This window comes from Actinosynnema sp. NPDC050436 (genome assembly GCF_040655415.1).
Taxonomy (GTDB): Bacteria; Actinomycetota; Actinomycetes; order Mycobacteriales; family Pseudonocardiaceae; genus Actinosynnema.
On record NZ_JBFAJV010000009.1, the window covers coordinates 145,793 to 171,057 of the forward strand.

General features: G+C 73.7%; 27 protein-coding genes. 7 read left to right on the forward strand and 20 right to left on the reverse strand.

The features are described from left to right. Positions 1 to 22: 22 nt before the first annotated feature. From AB0I60_RS22245 to AB0I60_RS22270, 6 genes are all read right to left on the reverse strand, one after another. Positions 23 to 463 (reverse strand): MarR family winged helix-turn-helix transcriptional regulator, encoded by a 441-nt coding sequence (locus AB0I60_RS22245; protein ID WP_360732547.1) that lies wholly within the window; start codon positions 461 to 463, stop codon positions 23 to 25. A gap of 25 nt (positions 464 to 488) precedes the next feature. Further along, positions 489 to 1,106: a GyrI-like domain-containing protein gene (locus AB0I60_RS22250; RefSeq protein ID WP_360732549.1), complete on the reverse strand. Its 618-nt coding sequence runs from the start codon at positions 1,104 to 1,106 to the stop codon at positions 489 to 491. Next, on the reverse strand, positions 1,106 to 1,843 hold the full coding sequence (locus AB0I60_RS22255; protein WP_360732550.1) for a PadR family transcriptional regulator: 738 nt from the start codon (positions 1,841 to 1,843) through the stop codon (positions 1,106 to 1,108). Before AB0I60_RS22255 ends, AB0I60_RS22250 begins: the two co-directional genes overlap by 1 nt. A gap of 74 nt (positions 1,844 to 1,917) precedes the next feature. Next, entirely contained in the window at positions 1,918 to 3,066 is a 1,149-nt protein-coding gene (locus tag AB0I60_RS22260; RefSeq protein ID WP_360732552.1) for a winged helix DNA-binding domain-containing protein, read from the reverse strand. Positions 3,067 to 3,075: 9 nt separating this feature from the next. After that, positions 3,076 to 3,597 carry a GNAT family N-acetyltransferase gene (locus AB0I60_RS22265; protein ID WP_360732554.1) on the reverse strand — a complete coding sequence of 174 codons (522 nt, stop codon included), beginning with the start codon at positions 3,595 to 3,597 and terminating at the stop codon, positions 3,076 to 3,078. 40 nt (positions 3,598 to 3,637) lie between these two features. Then, a complete protein-coding gene (locus AB0I60_RS22270) occupies positions 3,638 to 4,453 on the reverse strand; it encodes a nitroreductase/quinone reductase family protein (protein WP_360732556.1) in 816 nt (271 codons plus the stop codon). Between the two features lie 285 nt (positions 4,454 to 4,738). On the opposite strand from AB0I60_RS22270, the gene AB0I60_RS22275 reads away from it, so the two are divergent. The 3 genes from AB0I60_RS22275 to AB0I60_RS22285 all read left to right on the forward strand — a co-directional run bounded on the left by AB0I60_RS22275 (position 4,739) and on the right by AB0I60_RS22285 (position 7,371). Beyond that, a complete protein-coding gene (locus AB0I60_RS22275) occupies positions 4,739 to 5,098 on the forward strand; it encodes a metalloregulator ArsR/SmtB family transcription factor (RefSeq protein ID WP_360732558.1) in 360 nt (119 codons plus the stop codon). Continuing rightward, positions 5,095 to 5,784: a cation transporter gene (locus AB0I60_RS22280; RefSeq protein ID WP_360732559.1), complete on the forward strand. Its 690-nt coding sequence runs from the start codon at positions 5,095 to 5,097 to the stop codon at positions 5,782 to 5,784. The genes AB0I60_RS22275 and AB0I60_RS22280 overlap by 4 nt, the downstream gene beginning before the upstream one ends. 480 nt (positions 5,785 to 6,264) lie before the next feature. After that, complete coding sequence (locus AB0I60_RS22285) at positions 6,265 to 7,371, forward strand: S1 family peptidase (RefSeq protein ID WP_360732561.1); 1,107 nt, start codon at positions 6,265 to 6,267, stop codon at positions 7,369 to 7,371. Between the two features lie 108 nt (positions 7,372 to 7,479). Here the strand turns inward: AB0I60_RS22285 and rox are convergent, their stop codons facing one another. Further along, positions 7,480 to 8,904 carry a rifampin monooxygenase gene (gene rox / locus AB0I60_RS22290; protein ID WP_360732563.1) on the reverse strand — a complete coding sequence of 475 codons (1,425 nt, stop codon included), beginning with the start codon at positions 8,902 to 8,904 and terminating at the stop codon, positions 7,480 to 7,482. 322 nt (positions 8,905 to 9,226) lie between these two features. Between rox and AB0I60_RS22295 the strand changes: the two genes are divergently transcribed. After that, the gene (locus tag AB0I60_RS22295) at positions 9,227 to 9,940 is read left to right on the forward strand and encodes a ferritin-like domain-containing protein (protein ID WP_360732565.1); all 714 of its coding nucleotides are present in this window, start codon (positions 9,227 to 9,229) and stop codon (positions 9,938 to 9,940) included. 51 nt (positions 9,941 to 9,991) lie between these two features. Here the strand turns inward: AB0I60_RS22295 and AB0I60_RS22300 are convergent, their stop codons facing one another. The 8 genes from AB0I60_RS22300 to AB0I60_RS22335 form a co-directional block, all read right to left on the reverse strand. Next, on the reverse strand, positions 9,992 to 10,582 hold the full coding sequence (locus AB0I60_RS22300) for a YbhB/YbcL family Raf kinase inhibitor-like protein (protein ID WP_360732566.1): 591 nt from the start codon (positions 10,580 to 10,582) through the stop codon (positions 9,992 to 9,994). Between the two features lie 244 nt (positions 10,583 to 10,826). Next, positions 10,827 to 11,135, reverse strand: a complete 309-nt coding sequence (locus AB0I60_RS22305) for a hypothetical protein (protein ID WP_360732568.1) — start codon at positions 11,133 to 11,135, stop codon at positions 10,827 to 10,829. 85 nt (positions 11,136 to 11,220) lie between these two features. Then, complete coding sequence (locus tag AB0I60_RS22310; RefSeq protein ID WP_360732570.1) at positions 11,221 to 13,281, reverse strand: hypothetical protein; 2,061 nt, start codon at positions 13,279 to 13,281, stop codon at positions 11,221 to 11,223. A gap of 70 nt (positions 13,282 to 13,351) precedes the next feature. Continuing rightward, a complete protein-coding gene (locus tag AB0I60_RS22315; protein ID WP_360732571.1) occupies positions 13,352 to 13,573 on the reverse strand; it encodes a hypothetical protein in 222 nt (73 codons plus the stop codon). 71 nt (positions 13,574 to 13,644) lie between these two features. After that, the gene (locus AB0I60_RS22320) at positions 13,645 to 14,406 is read right to left on the reverse strand and encodes a helix-turn-helix transcriptional regulator (protein WP_360732573.1); all 762 of its coding nucleotides are present in this window, start codon (positions 14,404 to 14,406) and stop codon (positions 13,645 to 13,647) included. Positions 14,407 to 14,408: 2 nt separating this feature from the next. Next, positions 14,409 to 15,176 carry a helix-turn-helix transcriptional regulator gene (locus AB0I60_RS22325; RefSeq protein ID WP_360732575.1) on the reverse strand — a complete coding sequence of 256 codons (768 nt, stop codon included), beginning with the start codon at positions 15,174 to 15,176 and terminating at the stop codon, positions 14,409 to 14,411. A gap of 141 nt (positions 15,177 to 15,317) precedes the next feature. Then, positions 15,318 to 15,509 (reverse strand): hypothetical protein, encoded by a 192-nt coding sequence (locus tag AB0I60_RS22330; RefSeq protein WP_360732577.1) that lies wholly within the window; start codon positions 15,507 to 15,509, stop codon positions 15,318 to 15,320. Positions 15,510 to 16,261: 752 nt separating this feature from the next. Then, entirely contained in the window at positions 16,262 to 16,642 is a 381-nt protein-coding gene (locus AB0I60_RS22335) for a hypothetical protein (RefSeq protein WP_360732578.1), read from the reverse strand. A gap of 153 nt (positions 16,643 to 16,795) precedes the next feature. On the opposite strand from AB0I60_RS22335, the gene AB0I60_RS22340 reads away from it, so the two are divergent. Then, positions 16,796 to 18,199: a BTAD domain-containing putative transcriptional regulator gene (locus AB0I60_RS22340; protein WP_360732580.1), complete on the forward strand. Its 1,404-nt coding sequence runs from the start codon at positions 16,796 to 16,798 to the stop codon at positions 18,197 to 18,199. A gap of 166 nt (positions 18,200 to 18,365) precedes the next feature. On the opposite strand, the gene AB0I60_RS22345 is transcribed toward AB0I60_RS22340, so the two are convergent. From AB0I60_RS22345 to AB0I60_RS22355, 3 genes are all read right to left on the reverse strand, one after another. Further along, a complete protein-coding gene (locus tag AB0I60_RS22345) occupies positions 18,366 to 19,613 on the reverse strand; it encodes a lipase (protein WP_360732858.1) in 1,248 nt (415 codons plus the stop codon). A gap of 171 nt (positions 19,614 to 19,784) precedes the next feature. Next, positions 19,785 to 20,291, reverse strand: coding sequence for a redox-sensitive transcriptional activator SoxR (soxR, locus tag AB0I60_RS22350; RefSeq protein WP_360732582.1), 507 nt, complete (start codon positions 20,289 to 20,291; stop codon positions 19,785 to 19,787). A 36-nt stretch (positions 20,292 to 20,327) separates the two neighbouring features. Continuing rightward, entirely contained in the window at positions 20,328 to 21,806 is a 1,479-nt protein-coding gene (locus AB0I60_RS22355; protein ID WP_360732583.1) for an MFS transporter, read from the reverse strand. A 158-nt stretch (positions 21,807 to 21,964) separates the two neighbouring features. Between AB0I60_RS22355 and AB0I60_RS22360 the strand changes: the two genes are divergently transcribed. Both AB0I60_RS22360 and AB0I60_RS22365 read left to right on the forward strand, forming a co-directional pair. Then, on the forward strand, positions 21,965 to 23,125 hold the full coding sequence (locus AB0I60_RS22360; protein WP_360732585.1) for a hypothetical protein: 1,161 nt from the start codon (positions 21,965 to 21,967) through the stop codon (positions 23,123 to 23,125). A gap of 82 nt (positions 23,126 to 23,207) precedes the next feature. Further along, complete coding sequence (locus tag AB0I60_RS22365) at positions 23,208 to 23,609, forward strand: VOC family protein (RefSeq protein WP_360732587.1); 402 nt, start codon at positions 23,208 to 23,210, stop codon at positions 23,607 to 23,609. Here AB0I60_RS22365 and AB0I60_RS22370 read toward each other — a convergent pair. Further along, positions 23,606 to 24,745 carry an FAD-dependent monooxygenase gene (locus tag AB0I60_RS22370; protein WP_360732588.1) on the reverse strand — a complete coding sequence of 380 codons (1,140 nt, stop codon included), beginning with the start codon at positions 24,743 to 24,745 and terminating at the stop codon, positions 23,606 to 23,608. The genes AB0I60_RS22365 and AB0I60_RS22370 overlap by 4 nt on opposite strands. After that, entirely contained in the window at positions 24,742 to 25,263 is a 522-nt protein-coding gene (locus tag AB0I60_RS22375; RefSeq protein WP_360732590.1) for a TetR family transcriptional regulator, read from the reverse strand. Before AB0I60_RS22375 ends, AB0I60_RS22370 begins: the two co-directional genes overlap by 4 nt. Positions 25,264 to 25,265 lie beyond the last annotated feature (2 nt).

Genomic DNA, 25,265 nt, shown 5'->3' on the forward strand with positions numbered 1-25,265 from the left:
CGCAGCCCGGCCGGCGCCCCCGCTAGGAGTGGTGGTCCAGCACTGCGGTCAGCAGCCGCGCCAGTTCCTCCCGCTCCTCGTCGCCCAGGGGCGCCAGCAACGCCTCCTGCGCGTCGGCCAGCACGCCGGTCAGGTGCCGGAGGTGCGCCGCCCCGGCCTCGGTGAGCGTGACGACGTTGCGCCGGCGGTCGTGCGGATCGGGGGAGCGCTGGACGAAACCGCGTTCGGACAGCTCGTTCACCGTCGCCACCACGTCGCTGCGGTCGACCCCGCCGCGCCGGCCCAGGTCCGCCTGGCTGGCCGGCCCGGACTCCTCCAGCGCGGCCAGCAGCGAGTAGTGGTAGCGGCGCGCGCCGTGCGCGGCGAACCCGTCCGCCACCAGCCGTTGCGCCACCGCCGCCGTCTGGTTGAGCAACCAGCTCGGCGTGCCGCGCAGCCGCGCGGGTGCACCCCTGGGATCCATGCCGCCGAGTCTAGTCACTTGTTGGTCACGCCAACGATCGAACGGGCTGGCGCAGCACCGTCCTGAGCTTGGCGGGTTCGGTGCGGCGCGGGTCGCCGAGGTAGACCTCGTGGTGCAGCCCGCCGAAGGTCAGGCCGTGCTCGGCCAGGAACCGGTCGTGCAGGTCGGCCAGCAGCGGCGCTTCGTCGTCGTACGGGCCGAGGTGCAGGGCCTGCGCGCTGCGACCCTCGTGCAGCGCCAGCCGCCGCACGTCGGCGATCGCGGGCAGGCCCTTCTTCTCCGCCGCCGCCCGGACCGCGTCCTCGACCTCGGCCGGCGTGGTCCTGTCCGGCTGGGCGATGAGCAGCGTCCAGTGCCAGGAGTTCTTCGCCCCCACGGTGAACGCCGCCGGGTCGTCGGCCCACCACAGGCCCTCCAGCGGACCGACGACGAAGTCCCGCCCCTCGCGCTTGGCCGCGAACTTCAGCGTGTACGCCACGGCGTAGAGCGCTTGGACCGCCTCGGCGTACGCGGGCGCGGTGTTGGGGTCGCCGGTCCCGCTGATCGCGATGAACCGCTGTTCGGGCACCTCCACCAACGCCCAAGTGGTGTTCTTCGGCGCGTAGAACTCCTTGAGCGCGCGCTTGACGTCATAGGGCGGCATCAACGTCCTCCTGCTTCCCGGCCCGTGCCGGGGACTGTTCTCGAACCCGACGACTCCGCCGGCGGGGCTGTCGGGGGAGTCGTCGGCACAACCGGCGGGGACTTCGCCCGCGCGGTCGGCGGCGAGTCCGCCGGCGTGACCGGCGATGTGACCCCTGGCGATTCCGCCGGAGCGGCCGGCAGCGCTGTCGACACCCCGGTCGGCGGCACCGTCGTAGCCCACGCGGCCCGGTACCCGGCCAGCCAGTCCTGCTCGGCGGCCAGCTGGGCCAGGGTGTAGTCGAAGATCGCGCGCACGAAGTCCGGCGCGGGACGGGCGGCGGCGGCCCGCACCTCGCGCTCGCGCTCGGCCAGTGCCGCCGCGCGCCGCTCCAGGGCGGGCAGCAGCCGGTCGCGGGGCACGACCGGCAGGTTCGCCAGGCCGACCAGCACCGGCGGGAACACCGGCCGGGGCACGGCGATCGCCTCCTCGGCCGCCGCCGCGCACGCCGCCCGGCCCTCGGCAGTGGCGGCGAAGACCTTGCGCCGCCTGGCACCGGGGCCGCGCTCCGGCCCGGTCTCCGCGACCAGTCCGCGATCGCGCAGCCGGCCCAGCAGGTAGTAGATCGAGCTGAAGCCGATCTCGGTCCACTCCCGCATCCCGCGCCCGGTGATCACCTCGTCCAGCTCGTAGCCGTGCCGGGGCTGCTCCACGAGCAGGCCGAGCAAGGTCAGTTCGGCGGGCGTCAGCTCGACCATGCGCACTACTCTAGCACTAGAACAAAGTTCCAGCACTAGAACAAAGGCTCGCCGGCCATGATCACCCGCACGGGTTACGCGTGCGGGCCCGCCGTCACCGGGCCGAGCACCAGCTCCGGCCGACCCTCCAGGAACTCGCCGATCCGCTCCACCGCCGCGTCCAGCCCGCGCCGCTGCACGGCGGTGAGGTCGCCCAGCGCCTCCACCGTCACGGTGATCCGCCGGCCGGAGCGCTTCTGGTGCCACACCCCGGCGACCACGCCGTCGACCAGCAGCACCGGGTGGTTCCCGGCCTGCCCGCGATTGAGCGCCCGCTGCCCCGCGCGCCCCGGGAACAGGTCCTCCCGGGGGTGGCTGCCCACGACGAACGCGTCGAAGTAGGGCAGCAGCAGCACACCGCGCACCGGCTCGTCGGGCCACTCCACGTCGCCGCGCACCACGAACCCGCCCGGCACCTCTTCCACGTCGGCGCGCGCGAACACGTCGTTCACCCACCGCTGCGGCGCGCTCAGCCACCGCGCGAAGTGCGCGGGCGTGGCCGGACCGTAGGAGTGCAGGTAGCGGTGCAGCAGCCGCACCGCGCCGTCCGGGTCCGGGACGAGACCGGGCAGCCACCGCTGCGGACTGGTGTAGGCGGTCTTACGGCCCTTGTTCGGCGCGAAGCACATCGCGCCCCGATAGGTCGCCGGGACCATCGCGGCCATCCACCTCGGCCACCTGTCCTGGAACGCCTCCATCACCCGTTCGCCCGCCCACGGCCCGGTCCGCGCCACCACCTCGCCGGTCAGCTCGTCGGCGGTCAGCTCGGTGTCGCGCAGCGCGTCCGCGATCGCCGCCACCACCTCGTCCACCTGCGCGTCGGTCAACAGCGGCGTCCGGTCGAGCAGCGGTTCCTGGGCACCCAGCCACATCGGCAGGTCCTCGGTGGGCAGCAGGTGCACGGTCCCGCGCGGGCCCCGGGTCTTGACCAGCGACCGGTCCACCCACAGCGCGTCGCGGACCTGCTCGCGGGTGATCCCCGGGATGCGCAGCCCGATGGACAGCTCCGCCGCCGACATCACCTGGGCGTGCGCACCGCACATCGCGCGCACCACCTCGGCGGGCGTGGTGCCCGGCACGGTCAGCGCGTGCCGGGCCATCCTGCGCGCGACGACGTTCACCGGCCCGCTGCGGCGCAGTGGCGGTCGGGCTGCGGGGGTGTCGCTCGGTCGGATCTCGGTCACGGACCCAGGCTAGAGACCTTCCCGGACAGTTCCCGTCCTTGATCGGCCGCGCTTCTCGACCTCGGGGTGCGCGCCGGTCGCCGGCCGGGCGAACTCCGCGAGCAGCAGGCCGGGAGCCACCTCGACCGTGCCCACCCGCCGGAAGCCCGCCCCTTCGTACAGGGCGATCGCGGGCGCGTTCGCCGCGCCTGTGGACACCGTCGCCGGACCGCCCCCGGCCAGCACCGCCGACACCAGCGCCCGGCCCAGGCCGCGCCGGAAGTGGGCCGGGTCGACGCACAGCCGCGCGATGTCGAGCACCCCGTCCACCCTCGACCACGCCGCGAACGCGACCGGCACGCCGGCGACGTGCGTGCCCAGCCACCGCAGCGGCCGGGCACGCATCTCCTGCCACGTCTCGGACAGCGCCGGGATCGCGGTCGACCCGAGCAACGCCGCCTCCACCGCGTAGGCCCGCAGGCCGACCCGGTGCACGGCGCGCGCGACGTCGTCGTCGGACAGGTCCAGCTCGACCACCGCGTTCCCGGACAACCGACCCCCCAAGGCGAAGGGTCGCACTCTAACCGCGAGGTCAGCCGTCCAACAGCGGGATCAGCTGCTCCTCCTCGTAGGTCAGGTGCTCCTCCAGCTCGGCGATGAGCCCGTCGACCCGCTCCAGCAGGCCGTCCCCGTCGCCGCCGACGACCTCCCGCAGCTGCGCGAGCAGCTCCGCGACCCGCTCGTGCTGGGCGCCGAGCCGGCCGAGCACGTCGGCGATCTCCGGGTACCGCTCGCCCAGCGCCGGGAACATCCCGCCGTCCTCGACGCGGTGGTGGAACTCCAGGCCCTGGCAGAAGGTCAGGCAGTTCACCCGCAGCTGCGCGCCCAGCCGGGGACCGGCCGCCGCGACCTCGGCGCGGATGGTCGCCAGCTCGCGGCGGAACGCGTCGTGCACGACGCGCAGCCCCTCGCCCATGCTCTTCACGTCCGGCGGCCCGGGGACGGTCTGCTCCAGCGCCACCACGGGGATCACCCGCCGCGTCTTGGCCTGGTACTCGCCCCAGCCCGGGTCGGACTCGACCGCGCGCGCGAACAGCCGGTCCCGCTCCTCGCCGGTCAGGACGGTGGCCTTGGCCTGGTAGGTGAACACGCCGTCCTCGACCGTGGCGACGGGGTCGGCGACCAGGTTGTGGTACCAGTCGGGGTGCTTGTCCGACCCGCCGGCCGACCCGATGACCAGGATGCGGTCGCCGTCGGGCAGGTAGCCCAACGGGTTCGTGTGCGGCCGGCCGCTGCGCGCCCCGGTGGTGGTCAGCAGGATCAGCCGGGCGTTCTCGAAGTACCCGCCCACCTTGCCCCGGTTGGCCCGGAACTCGTCCACGACCTGCTGGTTGAAATCAACTGCCATAAGTGCTTTTCCCTCCGGATCGACTGTGACGAACGTCGTCCGCGTGCTCGGCGCGGTGTCCGGAGGGATCGGCGGGCCCCTGGCCCGCCCGGTGCTCAAACCTGAGCCGGGTGCCCGTCTCGGTAGTGGCCCAAGGCCGACCCGGCAGTCACGGGGGAGACCCTAGCAGGCCCTCCGCCGCCCGTGATCGGTTTCGGCGAACCCGGGATCCGGGCGTGCGGCCACGGGTGCGCGGTGAGGTGGCCACACGCCATTCAGTACAGCCTTCGCTGTATTGTTGCGGGCATGGTGAAGCGTGAGACGCGGGAGGACGCACTCGCCCGGTTGGGCAAGGCGCTGGCCGACCCCACCCGCTGCCGCATCCTGATCGGCCTGCTGGACGGCGTCAGCTACCCCGCCCGGATCGCCGACCACCTGGGCCTGACCCGCTCCACCGTGTCCAACCACCTGGCGTGCCTGCGCGGCTGCGGCCTCGTGGTCGCCACCTACGAGGGCCGCCAGGTCCGCTACGCCCTAGCCGACGCCCACCTCGCGCGGGCGCTGGGCGAGCTGGTCAAGCTCGTCCTCGCCGTGGACACCGCCGAACCGTGCCTCAACGACGACCAGCGGCCGGGCGCCGCGACCACGGCGGAGGCGGGCGGATGAGCACCGACAACGACCGCATCGGCACCTCCGGGGCGACAGCGGCGGAGGACGGCTGCTGCGCACCCACGACCACCGGGGACACGAGGTCGGACCCGCAGCGGCGGGCGGTGCTGATCCGGCGGGTGCGGCTGCTGGTCGCCGCGACGATCACCTACAACGTGGTCGAGGCGGTCGTGGCGGTCACCGCCGGGACGGTCGCCTCCTCCACCGCGCTGATCGGCTTCGGCCTCGACTCGATCATCGAGGTCGCCTCGGCCGCCACCGTGGCCTGGCAGTTCTCCGGCACCGACCCGCAGGCCCGCGAGCAGACGGCGCTGAAGGTGATCGCGGTGTCGTTCTTCGCGCTGGCCGCCTACGTCACCGTCGAGTCCGCGCGCGCCCTGTTCGGTGCCGTCGAAGCCGAGCACTCCGGAGTCGGCATCGCCTTGGCGGCGGTGTCGCTGGTGGTCATGCCGTTCCTGTCGGTCGCGCAGCGCCGCGCCGGACGTGAACTGGGCTCGGCCGGCGCGGTGGCCGACTCCAAGCAGACCCTGCTGTGCACCTACCTGTCCGGAGTGCTCCTGGTGGGCCTGGTGCTCAACTCCCTGCTCGGCTGGTCCTGGGTCGACCCCGTCGCCGCCCTCGCCATCGCCGCCGTCGCGGTCAAGGAAGGCCGCGAGACCTGGCGCGGCCGGCACTGCTGCTGACCACCGCCTCGGCGGCGGCCGTCCCCGGCCGCCGCCGTCATGCTCCTGCTCTCGCCGTGGAATGGCCGTTGCGACGCTTTTCCGAGCGGTCCACGGATATTCTCCGCGCGGCCCGACGGTGGAATACCCGCAGTTCGCCGGATGTCCCGCCGCATTCGAGGTGTCACGAACCGGGGTCATTGCACATCCACCGGGTGGACCTCGGGCAACTGGCCCCCGAACGTTTAAACTTTACATTTTAACAGTTCTCCCCGATGGTCGCTCAGGGTCACGACGAGCACTTCTTCCGACCCGTCCGGACGACTTCCGCGAAATGGAGTCGCCCGCTTTGCGGCTAAAGGCGGTACCGGGCTTCGGCGGACGGGAACAGGCTGGGATGCGCCGGAATTGTCCGGTGCCGGGCACGCCCCGCGCGGGCCCGGCACAACCCACTGATCGGCGCGGTCCCCCCGCGCTTCCCTGTGAAAGTGAGTTGCCGGTATGCGCAAGATCGTCAAGGGGCGGCGTCTCGTCGCCCGCTCCACCATCGCCCTCGTGGCCGGCGCCCTGGCCGCCGGTTTCTCGGCCGCCCCGGCGGCCGGTGTCGAGGGCTACGCCACCGACGTGGCGCAGTCCGCGATCGCCGACATGGCGGCGCGGGACGGGCTCTCGCCCGCCGAGGCGGCCACCGTCCTGCGCATCCAGGACGCGAGCGTGCGCACGCTCGGCCGGATCAGCGACCGGCTCGGCGACCGCGTCGCGGGCGGGTACCTGGACCTGCACGGCAAGCCGGTGGTCAACGTGCTCGACCGGGCCGCCGCCGACCAGGTCCGCGCCTCGGGCGCCGAGGCCAAGCTCGTGCGGTACTCGACCAAGGTGCTCGCGTCCGCGCAGAGCACCCTGGAGTCGGTGCCGGCGGTCACGCACACCTCGGTCGGCCTGGACCCGAAGACCAACCAGGTCGTGCTCAGCGTGTCCGACGCCGCGACCGGCGGCGACCTCGCCGCGCTGCTGCGCACCGCCGACCGGCTCGGCGACCGCGTGCGGGTCGAGCGGGTCACCGGCGAGATGCACCTCGCCATCCTCAACGGCGAGGCCATCACCGGCGGCGGCACCCGCTGCTCGGTCGGCTTCAACACCAACAAGGGCGGCCAGAACTACATCGTCGACGCCGGGCACTGCACGCGCGCGGTGTCCCAGTGGAACGTCGGCCCGTCCCAGGGCGCGAGCTTCCCCACCAACGACTACGGCCTGATCCGCAACACCACCGGCAGCGCCCCGGGTGCGGTCAGCCTCTACAACGGCTCCAGCCAGAAGATCAGCTCCCACGCGCCGGCGACGGTCGGGCAGCGGATCCAGAAGAGCGGCAGCACCACCCGCCTGACCTCGGGTTCGGTGCAGCGGCTCAACGTCACGGTGAACTACTCCGAGGGTGCGGTGCGCGAGCTGATCCAGACCAACGCGCTGGCAAACCCGGGCGACTCCGGCGGGTGCCTGTTCGCCGGGAGCGTGGGCCTGGGCATCACCTCCGGCAAGGGCTCGGGCACCTCGTACTACCAGCCGGTCGCGGAAGCGCTGTCCGCGTACGGCGTGACGCTGAACCCGTAAGGGTCCCCGGTCGCGGGGGTGGCGGACGGGGTCGAGACCGTCCGCCACCCCCGCCCCTCTTCCCGGCCTGCGACGCGGGCCGTCCGGGTGCGACCACCCCGCAGCGGTTCAGGCGGCGGCACCGAACCAGCGGGGCAGGTGGTCGAGCAGGTCCCGCTGGTCCTCGCCGACCCACGCCACGTGGCCGTCCGGGCGCAGCAGCGCCGCCGGCACCTCCAGCTCCGCGTCGGCGTCAATCACGTGGTCGACCCGGTCGGCCCAGCCCGCCGCCGACAACCGCCCGGTCCGGTCGAGCAGCAGCCCACGGCCCGCGTGCATCCGCCCGTAGAGCCGGCCGCGCCCCAGCCGCACGTCCCGCAGCCGCCGGCCGACCAGCTCGTGCCCGCCGCCGAGGTCGTAGCGGATTGCGGTCGCGGTGATCTTCTCGGTCAGGTGCCGGTTGACCTCCTCGAAGTCCATCAGCTCCGCGAGCAGCCGGCGCACCGCCCGGGAACCCGCGTCCGGTGCGGTCAACCGCATCTGCGCGCGGGTGTTGTCCAGCACCGCCGCGCCCACCGGGTGCCGCTCGGCCTGGTAGCTGTCCAGCAGCCCGGCCGGGGCCCGGCCGGCGACCTCGGCCGCCAGCTTCCAGCCGAGGTTGACCGCGTCCTGCAGCCCGAGGTTGAGCCCCTGGCCACCGATCGGCGGGTGCACGTGCGCGGCGTCGCCGGCCAGCAGCACCCGGCCGACCCGGTAGCGCTCCGCCTGCCGCGTGGCGTCGCCGAAGCGCGAGAGCCAACGCGGTGAGTGCACGCCGAAGTCCGTCCCGGCGACCGCGCGCAGCCGCCGCCGGACCTCGTCCAGGGTCGGCACCGCCCGGCGGTCCTCGGCCACCCCCTCGGCGGTCACGAGCACGCGGCACCCGCCGTCCGGCAGCGGCGTCACGCCGAACCGCACGTGGGTCCGCCGGACCTCGGCGACCACGGCGGCGACCTCTGTCGGGTCCCCGGTCAGCTCCAGCTCGCCCAGCAGCGTGTCCTCCGTGCCGGGCTCGCCGGGGAAGCCGACGTCGAGCAGCTTGCGCACGGTGCTCCGGCCGCCGTCGCACCCGACGAGGTAGCGCGCGCGCTCGGTGGTGCCGTCGGCCAGTTCGACGGTCACCCCGTGCTCGTCCTGGCCCAGCCCGACCAGTTCGCATCCGCGCCGGATCTCGGCGCCCAGCTCGACGGCGCGCTCGGTGAGCAGGCGGTCGGTCTCCGGCTGCGGGATGGCCAGCACGTACGGGTGGGTGGTGTCCAGCCCGCCCGGGACCGGCTTGGCGATACCGGCGAAGTAGCCGCCGAGGGGGTGCTCGCGGCCCAGGGCGAGGAACCGCTCCAGCAGCCCGCGCTGGTCCAGGATCTCGATGCTGCGCGCGTGCAGGCCGCGCGACCGGACGACCCGGGTCGGCTCCGGGTCCCTCTCCACCACCAGCACCCGCACGCCGTGCAGCCGCAGCTCGGCCGCCAGCACCGTGCCGGTCGGGCCGCCACCGGCCACGATCACGTCGACCACGCGACCCCCGTCCACCGTCGACCGGTCCGGCCGACGTTTGCGCGATCTTTTCGAGCACAGGAACGCACTGGGTGAATCCTCGATTTCCGCAGGTACCGGCAACGGCCGCAGATTCTGCGGCACCACCGGGGTCTTGCCGCAAGCCCCCCACTGCGCTATAAGTTGGGAGTGGCGGGGAGTGGACCTCCTCGCCTTCGTCATTTCCGGACGCCTCCTGCGAGCCCGACGGAGCCCTCCCCGGAACCTCCACCCGATCTCCACACGCCGCCGACAACGCCGCCCGCGCGCCACCCGTCCCATCACCGTGACGAGAGGAGCGCAGATGACCGAGTTCACCGAATGGGTGCGCAATTTCGAGGACGAGGCGCGGCGGCGCCGGGAAACCGGCGACCCGGACTTCGCGCGGGGCACCGCCTTGCCCCCGGCGGTGGTGGCCAGCGTGCAGCGGTTCCAGGTCGGGGAAGCCGGCGACGGGGCGAACCTGATCGCCAAGGCGTCCCGCGCCGGTGACGACGTCTACGCCGCAGCGGTGCGGATGTTCGTCGCCGAGGAGCAGAACCACGCCCGCCTGCTGGCGCTGCTGCTGCGCTCCGCCGGCGCGCGGACCATCGACAGCCACTGGAGCGACGCGGTGTTCGTGCGGCTGCGGCGGGCGCTGGGGCTGCGGCTGGAACTGATGGTGCTGCTGATCGCGGAGGTCGTCGCCCTGGGCTACTACCGGGTGTTGCGCGACGGGTCCCGCGACCCGCTGGTGTCCGAGGTGGCCGGCCGGATCCTGGCCGACGAGCGCCGCCACGTGCCGTTCCACTGCCTGCGGCTGCGCGGCGAGCTGCCCCGGCCCGTGCACGCGGTCTGGTGGGTGCTGCTGGCCGGCGCGCTGGCGGCGGTGTGCTGGGACCACGGCCCGGCGCTGCGCGCGCTGGGCACCACCCGGCGCGACTTCGCCGTCGAGGTGGTGGGGCAGTTCAGGTCTGCGCTCGCGTCGACCCGTGACCTGACCGAGAGCCTGCTGCCCGGCCGCCCGGTCACGCCGTAGGGCCGGCGTGTGCGCCGCCCGCGCCTTCGTGCGGGCGGCGCACACGGTTCGTCACGACTCCCCGGTGATCCTGGCCGAGCCGATCGACGCCGAGGTGATCGCCCTGGCGGCGGTCTGCGTGGACGAGTTGGAGTTCAGGTTGGTCAACGACGCCCGGTTCAGCGCGTGGACCACGAACTCGTAGGTGTTCACCGTGGAGGGCGAGCACGGGCCCTGGTAGCCGTACAGGCTCGCGCTGCCCCGGTAGTAGACCTGCCGGGACCCCGCCGGCACCGGCGGCTGGTAGACGTGCTGGACGTTCTGGGGCAGGGAGGTCGCGCTGACGGGGATGTCGTAGATCACCCAGTGGATGAGGTTGGCGTTGTCGAGGTCGCGCATCACGATGGCGTAGCTCTGGGCCGCAGCCGGTGCGCCCGACCAGGCCAGGGGCGGCGACTCGTTCTTCTTGGCCGGGTCGTTGCCGCCGCCGCTGGTGCACTCGTGGACCTTCGGCATGACGCCGCCGTTGGCGAAGGCGGTGCTGGACAGCGTGAACGCGGCCTCGTCGGTCGGTGCCGGTGCGGCGGCCGACGCGGCTGCGGGTGAGAGGCCGATGACCCAGGTGATGAGCAGGGCACCGAGGGCTGTTCTGGTGCTTCTCACTGAGGCTCCCGAGGATGCTCGTGGTCCCTTCGGTCCACCCGAGGGGCGTGCCCACCCGGTTGGTGGAACCAGCGTGGTGATCCTGCATTCCGGCGGCCGTCAACACCTTCCCACCACTGCGGTGGTGCGCGCACCTCGGCCACCGGCAGGGCACCACGCCAACCGGCGAAAACCCCCGGAGATTCCCCTCCACCGCGCCTCGACCCGGGCCTGGGGCACTGCTGCACACCCGTGCGCGAGGTCGTCAGGCGGCAGGCGGCGTGGCGTCCCCGGTCGTGTCCGTCGAGCGTGACCGCTTGGCGAACACGACCACCGCACCGACCACGCCGAGCAGCAGCGCGGCGATCGACCCTGCGCGGCGGGCCGCGATCGCGTCGTCGCACAGGATGCCCAACCCGCCGGTGCCGCGGTCGATCCGGGAAAACGCGCTGCCGCAGCCGGACGGACCGGAGTAGGTAGAGGCCATCGTGCTCGGGATGTCCGCCGAGACGTCCGTGACCAGCCCGACCACGCCGACCACAACCAGCAGGCCGGCGGCGACGAGGAGGACCACGCGCAGAGCGGACGACACGATCGGCCTCCGGGGGTGGGGGTGGCTCCCATCCTGGAGGGGGCCTGCACCCCCGCGCACCGCGTTACTACGGGTACAGGTCGGGCCGTTCCCGCACGGCCGCCACGAGCCCGCCGTACTCGTGGGGCGTGATCAGGCCGTGCGCGAGCCGAGCGTCCAGCACGTAGATCGCGTCCGCGCACGGGATCTGCTGCGGGGTGCGCCGACCGGGTTCCGTCAGGCGGTACCGCTTGTCGTGGTACTCGTGCTCCGTCAGCGCACCTTGCGCCCAGGCGCTGTCCAGCGCGAGCACGGCCTGGTCGCGGGTGGGGAGCCGCTCGGCCGGCACCGGGTCCGGCACGGCCGGGGTGCTGACGGCGCGGTCGATCACGGCGCGGAACTCCCGCTCGGTCTCGGGGTGCGGGAATCCGGCGGAGTCGTAGGCCAGATCGCGTGCCACCGTGAACTCGTCCTGCGTCATCCTCCGCGCCGCGAGCAGGCTGCGGGCGATCGCGACCTTCTCCAGCCAGGGGATCGGTGTGCCCCTGTAGGGCCCGAACCGGGTTTCGGACCCGGCCGGCGCGGCCATGGCGTCGAACACGGCCCGGGGGATCGGCCCGGTGACCGACCCGATGGGGTCGGCGAACGAACCGGGGGACGGGAAGTCGTCGACCACGGCGGCGGCGAGTTCCAGCAGCGCCGGCCGGGTCTCGGGGTCCAGCTCGTCCCACCCGGTCTCCGCCGGGTGCACGTCGAACGGGACGTGCACCACCGCCCGGCACCGCCGCACCAGGTGCACCGCCGACTCGCCCGCCCCCGGCCGCACGAACTCGGCCGCAGGCAGGGCCACCACTGCCACCGAACTGGCCACCAGGCCCCGGTAGTCGCGCTCCTGCAACCAGTCCAACGCCGCCGAGACCTGCGCTTCGTCCACCGGGGCCGTCGACACGAGCACCAGCGAGTCCGCACGGCCCAACACGTCCGCCACCGCTCCGGCCTCGCCCCCGACGTCCACCGCCGTCACCCGGCCGGGGTGCCCGACGGCGGGGTCGTCGCGCAGGCGGGCCAGCACGGCACCCAGGGCGGCGGCGACGGTGGACGTGTCGACACCGACGTCCACGCCAAGCACCGCGATCTCCGGGCACCCGCCCGACGGGCGCGTGATGCGGGCGACCAGCTCGCGTTCCCGCGCCTCGGCCGGGCTCTCCCCGAAGTCGACCAGGCCCCTGGTCAACGCGTGCACGGCCCTGCGCCACCCGGATCGCCGCCGTGCCCCGCCGGCCGGCCGGTCCGGCCGCACCCAGGGCGGCAGGGTCCAGTCGTCCACCGCGTCCGGGCCGGCGTCGTCGCTGCTCACCGAGTTGTCCGAGGTTGTCCGGTCCTGGACGGGCTCCGGGTCGAGACGTCCGGCACGGCTGCCGAACCCGCCCGGAGCGGGGTTGTCCGCGCCCGTGGTCGGCGCGGACTCGGGCACCGGTTCGTCAGCCGGGCGGCGGTGGGCGTCCCGCAGGCCGAGGAGCGCGAGGGACAGGGCGGAGGAGAGGTCCCGGAACCGGTCCTCGCCCCGCCGCGCCTCCACCAGGTCCTGTCGCATCTCGACCAGCTCCTGCTGTGCCTCCACCAACTCTAGCCGCGCCCCGGCCAGCTCCTGCCGCGCGAGCAGGAGCTCGTCACGGAGCCGGGTGACCTCGGCGGCCTTCGCGCTCGTGCGGGCCCCGGTCGTCGGCCGGGTGGTGGTGCGGCACGCCTGCGCCACCTCGCCGCGCAGCCGCGACACCTCGGCCGCGACCGGCGCGAAGTCCTCGGTCGGGTGCCGCCGCGCCCACAGGTCGAGGAACGCCTCGGCGAGCCCGCCGGGCACCGGCCCCTTGGACATCTTCATCGCCTCGGACAACCGGCGGCGCTCGATGATCCCCGGGCCGGTGCCGGACGCTTTGAGGACCCCGTGCCGCCGCGCGCCGGCCGGGTCCTCGTCCGCCCACTGCCGAGCGGCGTCGTTGCGGGTGAACCCGCCCTCCGCCGCGAGGCGGTCGAGCAGCACGACCAGGTCGACGCCCGGCTGCCCGTACCGGCCGCGCAGCGCGTCCTCGTCGATCGCGGGCGGGGCGCCGCCCCGGGAGCGGGCGGGTCTCGGCGACGTGTCGTCCATGCTGGTCTGCACCCCTTCGAACAAGCCGGCGGAGCGGGCGTGCGCGGACCTCGGGGAGAGCCGGGGCCGGTCAGTCGGGCGCGGGCCGGCCCCGGTCGTCCGCCGGGTGCTCGACCAGGGTATGGAAGGCCATCGCGGACAGCCCGGCGGCGGTGAGCCCGGCCAGCAGCGCGGCCGGGACGTTGTCGCCGGCCAACCAGGTGAGCAGCCCGGCGACGCCCCCGCACGCCAGTGCCAGCAGGAGGATCAGCGCGAGCCGGAGGGTGAACAACGGGGTCTGCGGTGCGGGCACGGTCGGTCTCCCGTTCTCGGGTGTCGGGGTGTGGCGGCCGGTCGGGAGTTGTCCGGTTGTCCGGCCGGGGGTCATTCGCCGATGACCGGTTTCGCGGCCTGGGGCATCGGGTCGAGGAAGACGCGCGGGTCCTCCTGCACGAGGCCGCTCTGCGTCGGCGCGCGGTCGGGGACGTACCGCTGCGCGACCAGCATCCACGAGGTGACGCTGACGGCGAGCAGGCCGTAGACGGCGAACATGATCTCGACCGGCACCCCGTTCCGCCACATCAGGATGGCGCTGGCCGTCAGCACGCCGATCCCGACCGTGAACGCCGTGAGCGCCAGCAGGGCGAACCGCACCCGCGCCAGGTCGTACCGGCGGCGCGGGTGCGCGGCGACCGGTTCCGGGTCCGGTGACCGGGGGACCGGCGGTGCGGGGGACAGGCGTGCCGGCACGACCTCCGGCACCATCGCCCGGGGTGCGGGGGCCGGTGGGTCGTCGGGCGTGGTGCCCGCCGCCTCCGACGTGCTCTGGCCGATCCGGTGCCAGGTGGTGATCCACCGCCGGCGTTCCTCGGGCGGCACGTTGCAGCCGGCGAGGAACAGGTGCAGCTTGGCCAGCGGCGGCAGGGCGTCCCCGGCGACCATGGCCTGGGCGGTGCTGCTGGACATGCCCTTGCCCGCCCGCCTGCTGATCTGCCGGTAGGACAGCCGCTTGCTCTTGCGCATGGCGTCGAGCAGGGCCAGGAAGTCGCGCGGGTCCGCCAGGTCGCCCACGCCCGGCGCGGGGCGCTCCGCGCCGAGGTCGTCCGCGCCCGGTCGGGGCCGCCGGGGTCCGGAGGAGTCGGCCACGGCTACAACCCGATGACCGGCGGTGCGGCCCGCCGGTCCACGCCGAAGACGTTGCCGTCCTCTTCCAGCCGCACCCTCCGCACGTGGGGCCGCTCCCGGCGTCGACCGGTGTCGATCCCGGGCAGGTGGAAGGTCCACAGGGCCACCCCGAGCGCCACCATGACCAGGAACCCGAGCATCGTGGGCACCGGGACCGCGTGGCGCGTCGTGACGATCGCGCACAGCGGCGCCCCCACGGCCGGCACCAGCAGCCACGGCAGCAGCCGGTGCGCCTTGTCCGGCGCGCGCCGGGGCTTGCGCGGGTGCGCCCGCCGCACGCTCTCCAGGCTGGGCCAGGCGATGTGGTGGTACGGCGCAGGAGGCTCGACCGGCGCGGCCGGCACGCGGACAGCAGGCGCGGCCGGGGTGTCGGGCAGGGTCGCCAGCGGCTCCGGCTCGGGCGCGCGGGTGAGCCGGTCGAACGCCCCCAGCCAGCGCAGGCGCTCCTCCGACGACACCTCGCACACCACCAGGAACCCGCGCAGCAGATCCAGGTCGAGGTCCCGCTTGCCGATGATCACGGTGTGCGCGCGGGTGCGGGAGATGCCGGGCACGTTGTGCGCCTTGCGCCCGAGCCGGGCGTAGGACATGCCCTTCTCGCGGCGCAGCTCGTCCAGCGCTGCGACGAGCCCGGACAACGTGGTCGCGGACATCGCCGTGGACAGGGCGCGCGACAGCGGCTGCCAGTCGCCCAGCACGACGTCGTGCGGAGCGGGGGCGGCCTCCGCCACCGGCGGTCCCGCCGGCCGACGCGGCGGGCGGTGGGCCGCCGGAGCGGGACGGGGCGGCCTGGGCACCGAGGGACGCCCAGGCGACAGAAGTGCGGAAATGCCCCCTCGGGGCGCGAGCCGACCGGACATGGCGGGCCCCGGTCAGCGGGAGGTGCTGATCGACGGCCCGGAGCGCGGCGCGCGCAGCAGGCCGTGGCCCGTCCGCACCGCCACCACGCTCAGCACCGACACGAGCAGCAACGCGGTCTGCGTGTCGTAGCCCCAGCGCAGCAGCACCAGGACGAACACGTAGACGACCACCACCACCGTCGCCCGCACCAGCAGGGCGGGCAACGGGACGCACGGTAAGGACCCGGCTCTCGCGGGCGTGGAAGACAGGTTCACGGGACTCGCTCCGATCTCGATGTGCCGGCCCGGACACGAACGCTCCGACGCACCCACCTGCCCCGCGCTCACGGGCACCGGCCGTTTGGCGCCGATCGGTGACCCGTGCGAACAGCTCGCGGAGGTGGCGTTCGCAATAGGACCATGATGGCCGGAACGGGCGACAAACGCACCGAAGTGACCCCGCCGGGACGTCCACCGGACGATCAGGACAGCGAAACACCGCGACCGGACCGCAGGTCAGGGGCGGGTTTTCGTCCAGGACAAAGTTTTCGACCCGGTGGCGCGTCCCCGGCGCGCTGGCAGCCCCGGACCGCCGGGCCTATCGTTGAACTCGGAGGCACTCGGCCCACGGGGCTGAAAACCCCCACCTCGACTCCGATCGTCCGTGGCCCGGACACGAGAGCGAGACGGCGGGTCGCCGTTGGCGCGGCACCCGCCCCCAAACCACGTGCCGGACGCCCCGTCTTCGGCACGAGCGCACGCCCGTCCGCGCCGTCCGACGTCCCACGGGACACCGGACGGACACCGCTCCTCCGCGCGGTGCGCGGCCGGCCTCCGCCGGTCGTCCCGGTCGACACCCGGATCTCCACCAGGCGCAACCCCGGCGCGCGCGTCTCGCGAGCTCGGATGGACGACTGCCCGAGCGGTGGCTCCGCTCGGGCAGTCGTCCGCCCGGTGCTCACCCGGCGGGTGGTCGATCAGCAGCGCACGGCCGAGCCGTTGTCCTCCAGGTTGCTGTCCCAGACCCAGCCGGCGATGTCCTCGCCGACCACCCGCACCCACGTCCACGTGTTGCCGTGGTCGTTGGTCGTGTAGCAGTGGTAGTGCAGCCGGGTGCTGTCGTCGATCTCCCCGTCGATCCGGCAGTCCGCGTACGGCCCGGCCGAGCGGACGGGCACGCTGCCCTTGGACGGGCGGCCGTGGTTGTAGCTGTCCTTCGCCGAGTGCGCGTGCGGCCGGCACGCCGCGCCGGTCCACGCCCCGTCCGCCCCCGGTGCGGCGATCGCCGCCGGCGGTGTCAGCCAGACCAGACCGGTGGCGACGGCGGCGAGTGCGGCCAACGTCCTGCGCAGTTCCATGTGCTTCCTCCCTGTGGCGGGGTCGGTCGACCCGGCCGTGAGCGTCCCGGCGGCACGTCGGGAACCCGTTGCGCGTTCGTTGAACGGCCTGCTCCGGCGCTTGTCGCCCGAACAGCCCCTGAAGCCGTTGCCCGCACCCGGTAAGCAAAGGAGGTGGGCGACGAACGGGTGGCGCTGGGCGTTCTGGGCGACGTCGAAGCCCGGCTGCACGGCCGGCGCGTCGACCTCGGGCACGCCCGACAGCGCGGGGTGCTGGGCGCGCTGCTCGTCGAAGCCGACCGGGCCGTGCCCGTCGACCGCCTCATCGACCGGGTCTGGGGCGAGCAACCACCCCGCGCGGCACGGTCCGTGCTGCGCACCTACCTGTCCCGCCTGCGCCAGGCACTCGCGCCGACCGGGGTGACGATCACCCGCCGGCACCACGGGTACGTCCTGTCCGGTGCAGCCGGTGCCGTCGACCTGCACCGCTTCCGGGAGTTGCTCGCGTCCGCGCGCGAGCAGCCCGACCCCGGCCGCGCCCTCGCGCTCGCCGACGACGCGCTGGCGCTGTGGCGCGGCGAACCGATGCCGGAACTGGACACGCCGTGGGCGCACTCGGTGCGGCGGGCACTGGGCCAGGAGCGCTTCACCGCCCGGGTGGACCGCGCCGACTGGGCCCTGCACGACGGTCGGCACGCGGAGCTGCTGGGCGAACTGACCGCGCTGGCCGCCGACCACCCGTGGGACGAGCGGCTCGCCGGCCTGCTCGTGCTCGCCCTGTACCGCAGTGGCCGCCAGGCCGATGCGCTGACCCACTGCGACCGGCTCCGCCGGCGGCTGGCCGAGGAACTCGGTGCCGATCCCAGCCCACCGGTCCGCGAGCTGCACGAACGCATCCTCCGCGCCGACCCCGGCCTGCTCCCGCCGCCGAAGCCCGCGCCGGTGCCGAGCCGACGCGTCGACCCGGGTGTCGAGCCGGTGGGCCGCAGTGCCGAGCCTGCACCGCCCCCGCGCCGCGCCCCCGGCTGGCTCATGGTGCCGGTGTGCGCGGCAGGCGCGCTCGCCCTGCTCGCGGCGGATTCCCCTGCGGACCCCCCGGCCACCGCGCAGCCGGTCGCCGTTTCACCGGCCGCCCTGCCCCCTTCGGGCGGCTACCGGATCAGGCTCGCGCACTCGACGTTGTGCCTGTCCGAGGACCCGACCGACGACAGCGGCCGGGTCTACCAGCGCGAGTGCGCCCGCGCCATGCCGACGACGGCGCTGCACCGGGTGCGCGACGACGTCTACCGGGTGCTGACCCACCACCCGCAGTTCGGTGGCGGGTGCATGGGCATCCCGAAGGCGTCGACGAACGCCGGCGCGGCGGTGTACGACGGCTTCTGCGACACGGGAGCCGCCGAGGAGTTCCGGGTGGTCCCGGTCGACGGCCCGACGACCGGCTTCCGCCTCCGCGCGGTGCACAGCGACCTCTGCCTGGGCGTGCTCGACGTGTCGATGGCCGACTGGGCACCGGTCTTCCACCTGCCGTGCGACCCGGCGGGGTCCGGCCAGACCTTCACCTTCGAACCCCGCACCTGACCGGGCCTTCCGGCTGGATCGCACCCGTGGTCGCGGGTAGTGCCCCGGTGCCGTGACCGGGTCGCGGTCACGGCACCGGTCCCTACCGGGGGCGTCGGTCGTCCAACAGTGAGGACGACCTCCGCTGCCCGGTCGGTGCTATCTCCACCAACGGAGCCGCCGGTGGCTATGGAACGAACCGGGTGTCCGGGTATTTGGGGTTGTCGCGGTCGAAGAAGTGTCGGTTGCGGTGTTTGAGGTGGAGGTCGAAGAACGCGGCTACGTAGTCGCGTTGCGCGGTCAGGGACCGCAGCGGGTCGATGGTGCCGACGGCGGTGGACCGCAGGGGTTCGGGCATGAGCGCGACCATGCCCGGTAGCTGGAAGTCGGTGAAGCTGCTGTGGGCGGCCCGGTCGAAGTGCAGGTCCCGCTTCCAGCCGCGCTGGTTGGCCCAGAACCGCGACCACGACGCGCTGTCGGCGGGCAGGTGCGTCTGGCTCGACCGCTGCCCGGTCTGCGGGTTCACGTGGTCCGTGCCCACGAGCAGGAACGGCCGGCCCACGCCGTGCTTCGTGCTCTCACCGGGCTCGCCGTCACCGCCCACGGCAAGCCCGCCGTCGAGGTTGATCCCGGCGTCGAACCGGCGGTCGTGGTACATCGTCTCCGCGGCGGCGAACCCGCCGTAGGAGTGCCCGAACATGCCGACCGCCGACAGGTCCAGCGTTCCGACGATGCCCCGGGGCAGCGCGTCGCGCTCGACGTCCGGGTTCGCGCCCCGGTTCAGCCGGGTCATCTCGTCCAGCACGAACCGCGCGTCCGCCACCCGGGTGTCCAGGGCGGTCTTCATCGCCGTCTGGTCCGACGGGTCGATGGTGTTGGAGACCAGGCGGCCGTCGGGGAACGTGACGGCCATCGCGTCGCCCGGGTGCGACATCGACACGACCACGTAGCCGTGGCCGGCGAGGTCGTCGGTGAGCACGGTGTTGAGTTCCCGCGACGTGCCGAACCCGTGTGAGAACAGCACGACCGGCCACCGGCCGCGCTCGACCGCCGCCAGGTCGCGGGACTGCCGTCGGACGCCGCCCCAGTCGACCGACCCCGGTGGCATCCCGATCTCCGGGTTGAAGTTGTCCTCGACGTACTGCGCGAACGCGGGCGGCATCCACGCCGCCCGCGCGCCGCCGCTGCGTGCCGCCGGGTAGGTGACGGTGACCATCAGCTCCCGCTTGGCCGCCGGTTGCCACGGGTCCTGCCTCGCCCGGTCCACCAGGTGCAGGTCGGTGGTGCCGACGTGGTGGCGGCCGGTGAGTTGCGGCAACGTGATGCGGGCCGGCTTCCCGGGGGCCGCGTCCACTGGCGCGGCACCGGCGGGCGCGGCGAGCAGCGTGCCGGCGGTGGCCAATCCGACCGCCAGCACTGCTCCGCGCTTCAACATGGTCGACACTTCAGCAATCTCCTCCTCGTCGCCGTTCGCACGGCTCGCGGCAATGTTCGCAACGCGCACCCGATGTCCGCGTCAGCCCGACGACCAATTCGGAGTACATCAAAAGCAGCGACGGAAGTCGGCGGGGGTCGGGGTTCCCACCGATGTCCACAGTGCACAGTCTCAGGGACTGTCCTGACTCCGGTCCGGCCGACGTCGCCGGCGGACGGTCCGGTCCGGGCCCTCGTCCCTCAGCCGTACCGGACCGGGACCTTCGTCCCGGAGCGCGTCATCGGGGTTGAGGAGCAGGCACGCCTTCATGGACAGGCACCCGCAGCCGATGCAGCCGGTCAGTTCGTGCTCCAGGTTTTCCAGGACGCGCCGTCGTTCCTCGAGCTGCCGCTTCCACGTGCGGGAGACGCGTTGCCAGTCGTCGTGGGTGGGAGCCTGGTCGGTGGGGAGGCGGGCGAAGACCTCGGCGACGTCGGCGAGGGGGATGCCGAGCCGCTTGGCGACGATGATCAGGGAGATGCGTCGGAGCATGTGCCGCGAGAACAGTCGCCGGTTCCCGGTGTCCCGCGCCGCGAGGATCAGGCCCTTGCGCTCGTAGAAGTGCAACGCGGAGGCCGAAACGCCGGTCCGGCGGCTGACCTCGGCGATGGTGAGGTGATCGTTCGGGTGGAAGCGCACGGTTCACGGACGGTAGGACCTCCACCAAGGTCGAGGTCAACCGCGCCGTGCCCGGCGGCTGAAGATCAGCGTGGCGACCGCTGTCGACAGCGCGAGGCAGAGAACGCCGACACCGAACTGGGTCGTGCGCCAGGACTGGGTGAACGCGACGAGTTCCGCTGCGCCTTCGCTCGCCGTGAGCCGTCCCGCGCTCACCGCAGCCGCGTGGTCGGCGTCGCCGAGCCGGGCGGTGAGGCCGGCGGTGAGGGAGGCGCTGAAGGCCGCGATCACGAGGGCTTCCGCAGTTCCACGGAGGGTGTTGAGGAAGCCGGCGGCCATGCCGACCGCGTCGGCGGGCACCAGCGCCATGGCCTGGCCGTCGGTGATGCCGAACGACGTGCCCATGCCGACGCCGATCAGCACCAGGGGTGCGGCGACGATCGCGACCGTGTCGCCGGGGTCCAGTGCCATGAGCCAGAAGTTGCCCGCAACGACGAGGACGAGCGAAACCATGATCAGCAACCGGGCGGGAACGCCCTTGTTCACCAGCGTGACGGCGGCCATCGGGGTCACCAGCACGGGTGCGGTCAGCAGCAGCATCGTGGCGCCTGCGGCGGCCGGTGACAGGCCGGCGGCCGTCTGGAGGTAGGTGGGCAGGAAGACGAGCACGCCGAGGAACCCGGTCGACGTGGTCAGCGTGGCCAGGCTCCAGCCCAGGAAGCCGCGGTTGGCGACCAGCGAGGGCGCGAGCACCGGCGCGGCGCTGCGCCGCTGCACAACACCGAAGAGCGCCAGTGCGACGACCCCCGCACCGGCGGTCACCAGGATCACCGGGTGGGTCCAGCCGAGCGACGGGGTTTCGAGCAGGGCGAACATCAGCAGGGTGAGGGCGGTGACGAAGAGGGCGCTGCCCGGCCAGTCGGTGCGGCCGGCGGTCGAGCGGTGCTCGCGGAGCCGGGTGGTGCCCAGCGCGATCAGCAGGCCGATCACGGTGAACACCGCGAAGCTGCCCCGCCAGCCGGTCGCCGAGATCAGCAGGCCCGACAGGGTGGGGCCGGCCGCGATGCCGACGCCTGCCATGGTGCCCATCAGGGCGAACGCCCGGTGGCGGCCCGCCCCGTCGTAACTGGACGCGAGGATCGCCCCGCCCGCCGCCATCATCCCGGCGCCGCCCGCGCCGGAGACGATGCGCGCGAGGTCGGCGAGCACGATGGACGGGCTGAGTGCCGTGGCGAGGAACCCGGAGGTGAAGATCAGCGTCGCAATGACGAACACCCGCCGCCGGCCGGCGCGGTCTGCGGTGGAGCCCGCGACCAGCGTCATGGCGGCGAACGCGAGGTTGTAGCCCGCGACCACCCAGTTCAGCGCCGAGCCGGACGCGTCGAGGTCGAGCCCGATCCGGGGCAGCGCCACCGCAGTTCCCGAGATCGACATCGCCACCAGCACGACGCCGACGAGCACCACGGGCAGGGTCAGGGCGGGCGGGCGGTCCGCGACCGTCGATGACGGGGCGGGTCGCAGCGGTGTGGTGTCCATGCCGGACAGGTCACCAGCTCAACTGCGGTTGAGGTCAACTTCGTGACCGGTTGACTTCCGATAAGGTTCACTTATCGGAAGTCACCTCTTCGTAGGCTCATTCCGTTGCGTTTAGGATAAAAACGTTTGTAGTGACGTTACTCTGCTACGATATTGCGGTGACGACGACCGATACCGCCGCCTCGACCTGCAATTACCCCGGCTGCGCGCGGCCCGTGCTGCGGAACGGTGGGCCGGGGCGGCCTGCCGAGTACTGCGACCTGCCGGAACACACCCGGTGGCGGGCGTGGCGGGAGCGGCAGCGGGTGGCGCAGGCTGCGGAGGGCGACTCGGAGGTCGTCACCGTGACGAAAAGCGGCCAGGGGATCACGTCCGGCAAGATCAGGGCCGAAGAGTTGATCGAGCGGTTCCGGGTGTTGGCCGAGCAGATGTCGGCCACGTTGACCGGGGCCGTCGGAGAGCTGACCGCCATCGCCGATCCGAGCGTGGCCGAGAGCCAGGTGCAGGCCGCCGAGGCGGAAGCCGCGCGGCGGGTTGCCGAGGCGGAAGCCGCTGTGGCGGCGGCCGAGCGTCGACGGCGGGCCGCCGAGCAGGCACGTGCCGCCGCCGAGGCCACCACCGAGGACGCGGTCCGAGCCGCTGAACAGGCCGAGCAGGACGCCGCCACCGCCTACGCCCAGCGGGACGCGGCACGGACCGAGGCCACCGCCGCCGCCGAACGCGCCGAGAGCGAGATCGCCGCCATCCGGACCGAGGCCGCGACCGTGGTGGACGAGATCCGGCGGGAGTGCGCCGCCCAGGTCGAGCAGGCGCAGGCCGACGCCGTGGCGCACGCCGAACGCGCCCGCCGCCAGGCAGCCAAGGAGATCGAGCACGCCCAGACCACCGCCCGCGCCGACGTCGACCGCGTCCGCACCGAAGCCGACGCGAAGGCGGACCGCGCAACGGCGGACGCGGCCACGCAGGTGCAGCGGGCGCGGGCGGAAGCCGAAGCCCAGGTCGTCCGCGCCCGGGAGGAGGCCGCCGCCCAGGTCGAGCGGATCACCGAGGTGGCCCGGCGGGACGCCCAGGCGGCGGCCGACGCCCGCGCCGCCGCCGAACGCGCCGGGCAGGCCGCTGCCGACGCACGGGCCGAGCTGGACCGGGCCCGTGCCGAACTGGACGCCGACCGCGCCGCCCACCGGCAGCGGCTGGACGAGGCCGACCGCGTCACCCGCGAACGGGTCGCGGCGCTGGAGGAGGCACGGGTCCAGACGTTGGCGCGCGCCGAACGCGCCGAAGCGCAGCTGGACCGCGCGCTGGAGCAGCTCCGCGACTGAAGCCCCGGAACCAGCGCGCCCGCGTCGGTCTCGTCGGCTACGGTCACATGATCGTCGTCACCGCGTGGGAGCAGGGTCGTCAATGGCGTGTCGTATCAGCGAACTCGTGCTCGAATGCCGCGACCCCGAACTGCTGGCCCGGTTCTGGTGCGAGGTCCTGGACTTCGTGGTGCTCGACCGCGAGGAGGACGGCGCGGTGGAGATCGGGCCGCGTGAGGGCTTCGGCGGCCCGCAGCCGACGATCATCCTCAGCAGGCGGGACGAGCCGGAACGCGGCAAGTCCCGGCTGCACGTCGACGTCAACGCCACCGACCGCGACCAGGACGCCGAACTGGAGCGCCTGCTGCGGATCGGCGCGCGACCGGCGGACATCGGCCAGACCGGGCAGGAGCCGTGGCACGTGCTGGTCGACCCGGAGGGCAACGAGTTCTGCCTGCTCAAGGCCCGTATCCCGCCGCTCGCCCCGCCGGCGGGCCGAGCCTAGTCGCCGACCAGCGCGGTGGGCTTGCCGACCAGGCTCGTCGCGATCCTCCGGTCGACCCACGGCAGCTTCGCCAGCCGCATGGCCACCCGCCGGGCGCGGAGCCTCAGCTCGGTGGCGGGCAGGAACCAGCGCGCCCCGGACCGGGCGACCCGCTGCTTGTCCAGCACCACCGGACGCCACCGCCGCTCGTAGCCGGCCAGGTCGGTCAGGTTCTCGGCCAGCACGAACGCGCCGCCCATCCCCAGCGACGCGCCCTGGCCGGCGAGCAGCGACACCGCGCCGCACGCGTCGCCGACCAGCACCACCCGCCCGCTGCTCCACCGAGGCATCTCGATCTGCGCGACCTGGTCGTAGTAGAGGTCCGGCGGGCAGTGGTCGAGCACCTCCGGCACGATCCAGCCCAGCGTCCCGTACGCCGCACGCACGGCGGCCCGGGGGTCGGCCGGGCGGGTCGGGTCCGGGGTGCGGTGCACGGTGAACGCCGCGACCCGGCCGTCGCGCAGCCCGTAGCACCCGACCTGCCTGCCGACGGTGTCGGTGAGGCAGAACCGGCCGGCGACCAGGCGGTGGATCTCCGGTGCCTCGAACACGAACGCCGAGGTGTGGAAGCCGAGGTACCGGAAGTACTGGGACTCCTCGCCGAACACCAGCCCGCGCACGGTCGAGTGGATGCCGTCCGCGCCGACCAGCAGGTCCGCGTCCAGGTCCGTCCCGTCGGACAACCGGACGGACACCCCGTCGGCGCGGTTGTCGACGTGGGTGACCGCCGCGCCGAAGCGGAGCTGCACGCCGGCCGGCAGGGCGGTGCGCAGGATGTGCTCGACGTCGGGGCGCATGATGCTGGTCATCCGGCCGTCGAGGGACTTCGCGAACCGCTCGAAGTCCAGGCCGGCCCGCCGCCGGCCGTGCTCGTCGTGGTAGCCGGCCTCGGCGAAGCGGTAGCCGAGTTCGTGGAAGCGGGGCAGCAGGCCCATCCTCTCGGCGGCGTCGTAGCCGGGTCCGAAGAAGTCGATCATGTAGCCCTCGGGGCGCGGCCCGGCGGCCTTCTCCACGACGATGACGGTGTGGCCGAGCGCGCCCAGCCGGCCGGCGAGGGTGAGGCCGGCGATGCCCGCGCCGCTGATCACGACCTTCATCGCAGCACCCGGCCCAGGACGGGCACGACGAGCGCGCGGGTCAGGTCGGGGTCGAGCGCGCGGTGCAGCATGACGCCGTCGAGGGCGGCGGCGAGCACGGCGGCGGTGGCTTCCGGGGTGGGCACGTCGTGCTCGGCGAGCCAGCGGGCGATCGTGTGCCGGAACTCGGCGAGCACCTCGGCGACGGCGTGGCGCAGGTCGTCGTTGCGGGTGGCGGCCAGGTAGGTCTCGATGAACAGCTCCTGCCCGTCGGCGTCGATGAGCGCGGTGAGCACCGCGTCGAGCGCTTCGCCGGGGGTGGTGGCGGGCGCGAGCAGGTCGGGCAACCCGGCGAGGGCGGCGCGCAGCGCGCCGGCGGCGGCCTCCACCAGGACGGCCTGGGTCGAGGCGAAGTGGTAGTGCACGACGCCGGACCCGACGCCGGCGCGGTCGGCCAGCAGCCGGGTGCTGACCGCGCCCCAGCCCTTCTCCGCGATGAGTTCCGCTGCTGCCGCGAGCAGCCGTTCCCGGACGGTCATCC